This is a genomic window from Okeania sp. SIO3I5 (assembly GCF_010672085.1).
Lineage (GTDB): Bacteria > Cyanobacteriota > Cyanobacteriia > Cyanobacteriales > Microcoleaceae > Trichodesmium.
Window position 1 is genome coordinate 1 of sequence record NZ_JAAHHT010000345.1, and the last position, 3763, is coordinate 3763.

Genomic DNA, 3763 nt, shown 5'->3' on the forward strand with positions numbered 1-3763 from the left:
CGATCCTGAAAGTCCGAAAATTATCAATAATTGGGTAAAAGATAAGACTCAAGGCAAAATTGATAAAATTATTGAAGAATTCAAGCCCAATGATGTCATGGTGTTGTTAAATGCTATTTATTTCCAGGCTAATTGGCAACAACAATTTTCAGAATTTTCTACTAAAGAGATGCCTTTTTATTTAGTCAATGGAACTCAAAAACAACATCCAATTATGTTCCAATCGTCAAGATATTTATATTACGAGAATCAATATTTTCAAGCAGTCAATTTGCCCTATAAAAAAGGTCTAGTTAGTATGTATATATTTCTCCCCAGGGAACAAGTCGGTTTAGAGGAATTTTATCAAGTTTTGAATGAAAAAAACTGGGAAAATTGGATGAAACAGTTTGAAGGAGGTTATGAAGTTAATTTAGGTTTGCCAAAGTTTAAAAATGAATATGAAGTGACTCTCAATGATATGTTGAAATCTTTAGGAATGCAAATAGCTTTTCAGGCGGGAGGAGCAGATTTTTCTGGAATGAGTCCTGAGAAATTATTTATCAGTGAAGTTAAACATAAAACATTTGTTGAAGTGAATGAAACAGGAACAGAAGCAGCAGCAACTACCAGCGGAAAAATAACATTACAAAGTGCAGTAATACCTGTCGATATGTTAGTTAATCGTCCCTTCTTTTTTGCCATTAGAGATAATAATTCTGGCACTATTTTGTTTATGGGAAAAATTACAAATCCAGAAAACTAAATTTGTCTTTACTGGTGCTTCAATAATTAATAATTATTCATTGTTGAAAGGAGGCAGGAGAAAGAATTATCCCTTGATTTTTCTGTCATAGTCAACCTAAAATCCTAAAACCTTTTCACAATCTGCTATTCCCTATTCCCTATTCACGCTTCGCGTAGCGCTTTAAAATTGAAAGTAAATAAAAGGTTGATGAACAACTCTAACTAAAGGTAAAATAGCTGAGACACAAACTGCATAAATAGCTGCAAAACTCCAATTGGGAATTATACGCCACCAGTTAGTAAACCAGTTTTTGTATGCTGCCCAATGTAACAATACTAAAGGGATAAATATCCATCGAGCTTGAAGTGCTAAGTTTTCAGTACCAGGAGAATTAAACAAGACAAAAGATTTGACAATAGTTAAACCACTAGAAAAATCTTGAGAGCGAAAAAAGATTCCAAAAGCACAAAACGAGTAATACGTTAAAGGAATACCTAGAGCATTTCTCACAGGTAGTAATTTCTTGTAGGGAGATAGCCATTTTGACCATTCTTTATGTACCGCTAAAGCTATACCATTTAGTCCTCCCCAAATCACAAAATGCCAAGCTGCACCATGCCATAGTCCCGTTACCAACATAGTGTAGATAAGATTACTATAAGAGAATATACTGGTTCTATTTTTCTTTTCTCTCCTTTTCATCAAAGGAATATAAAGATAGTCTCGGAACCAACTAGACATAGTAATATGCCAACGTTTCCAGAGTTCCGTGATGTTACTGGCAAAGTAAGGAAAGTTGAAATTTAAAGGTAATTTATAACCTAGTAAACCAGCAGATGCGATCGCCATATCTGAATATCCAGAAAAGTCACAGTAAACTTGGATGCTCAAAGAGATTACACTTATCCAAGCACTCGCTACTGTATAAATCTCTGGATTAGCAAAATACTGATCGACTATCAGAGAAAGATTATCTGCGACACAGGATTTCTTAAAATATCCTACCAAAAACAGCATCAAACAACTCCTAACCTCCACTTGACTAAATGTTTTCGGTGTCAATAACTGAGGTAAAAAGATGGCAGCACGAACAATAGGTCCAGCAACCAATTGGGGGAAAAAGCTGACAAACAAGGCAAAATCCCAAAAGTTTTTAGTTGGTTTGAGTTTACCTCGGTAAATATCTAAAGAGTAGCTGAGGGTTTGAAAGGTATAAAAGCTAATTCCTACAGGTAGAATAATTTCTAGAATCGGACAACTTAGGGGTAATCCGAGCAAATTGAGAAAATTAGCTGCTGAATCAGTGAAAAAGTTATAGTATTTAAAAAATCCTAAGATACTAAGATTGCCGATTAAACTCAATACTAGCCATTGTTGGCGTTGTCGAGAGTCTATAGGTTTAGAAGCAAAGTTGTTCCAATCAAAGTTTTTCGTTTTATCAGTTTCCTTAGTTTCCCAATCTGGATTAGCATCATCAATTATAGGTCTCGATATCATCAAACCAACGATATAATCAATGATTGTGGAAGCCAACATTAAAGATAAGAAGCGCCAATCCCAAGCGCCATAAAAAATATAGCTGCAAATGAGTAACCAAATTTTACGATGTTGGTGTTCCCTTAATATCCAATAGATACAGAAAACTGTAAGGAAGAAAAATAGGAAGCGAAATTCTGTAAAAATCATTTCTAATAGGGAATAGGGAATAGGGAATAGGGAATAGAGGCAAATAATTGATTATTTATGTACAATAATTTATTTTATTTTTTATTGTGGGAAATGTCTAATGTTGAGAATAGAGTATATGTTTATAACTACACTTCAATATTCAATCTCCCCTACTACAACTATATAAATAATAAGTATTTAACCGGATTTAAGGATAGATTCCTGATTTTTTTGTTTCCAGATATTTAGCAAATTGTTCTGCCATAAAACGAGTAAATTCCCTTGCACCTCTGTCATTTAGGTGGGCGAAACCCGATCTACTTTCAACTTGATATAAAGTAGGAAAAATTTCGGGATTGTTGAAAGCAAAAACTACCGATTTATTGTACCGTTTAGACAATTCGATTGCTGTTTGTTCTTGATATTCCAAAGTTGGAGATATAAAAATAATGGGCTGAATTCCTTGTTCTTCGATGCGAGCGCACATATTTTTGAGAACTTTCAAGCTATAAGTTTTAGAGAAATTAATTGATGCAGTGTTCCTTTGCTTCAACTTATCTACCCTTTGATAATAATCATCTAAATTATTTAAAAATCTTTGCCGACGACCAATCTCATTTTTACCAGGTTTTTTTTTCCCATCTAAAGCAGAATATCCAGATTCTTGTATCAACTTTTTGGAGTATGGTTGTTTTATAAATTCAACTAAATTAGAACCTAAGACTTTTTCTGACCAAAAATCAGAAAATCTACCCATCGATAAAATTCTATAGAATAAACTTTTGAAGTTACCATAAGCAATAGAAAACTTTTGTCGCCAGGGTTTTTCTTGTTCCAAGGTTATACCTAAAGCTAAGATAGTTTCCTTGGGAGTATGCCAATATATACTTCTGGCAGAATCTGCATTACTGAGGTGCTCATACAAACTATCTTGGTATTCTATAAATAACCACTTTAAATTAGCTGGTTTTAAAGCAATAATTGTTCTTAAATAAAAGTCTATCTCTGCTACTGTTGCTCCACCAAATCCTAAGTTAAAAGATTTAATTTCTAGGTTTTTTTCTGCCATTAAATCATCAAATAAATTAGGTACTATACCGTGAAAAGTTGTACTAGGACCGATAAAAATAGCATTATATTCATTTTTGTGTTCGGCAAAGTTTTTTAACTTAACACTAACATAACTAGAATAATTAGGAATGTTAGGATAAGGAAAAAGTATATTGGCAAGAACAAAAACTACTGTTAATGTAATTATGAAAATAATACTGTAAGTAGCTGCTGCCAAAAAATTATAATATTTCCGATTTTTCAAGAACTCAACTTTCGTCATAAATTTTTGTTGATCCAAAATCTTTAAAATTATAA

Annotated in this window: 3 protein-coding genes; 1 reads left to right on the plus strand and 2 read right to left on the minus strand. The window is 32.9% G+C overall.

The features are described from left to right. Window positions 1–745 (plus strand): serpin family protein (locus F6K40_RS37225; RefSeq protein WP_293144340.1); only part of this gene is annotated, 745 nt, incomplete at its 5' end. Window positions 746–907: 162 nt separating this feature from the next. Here F6K40_RS37225 and F6K40_RS37230 read toward each other — a convergent pair. Both F6K40_RS37230 and F6K40_RS37235 read right to left on the minus strand, forming a co-directional pair. Further along, a complete protein-coding gene (locus F6K40_RS37230; RefSeq protein ID WP_293144343.1) occupies window positions 908–2413 on the minus strand; it encodes an MBOAT family O-acyltransferase in 1506 nt (501 codons plus the stop codon). 190 nt (window positions 2414–2603) lie between these two features. After that, the coding region (locus F6K40_RS37235) for a hypothetical protein (protein ID WP_293144346.1) at window positions 2604–3763 on the minus strand (1160 nt) is incomplete at its 5' end.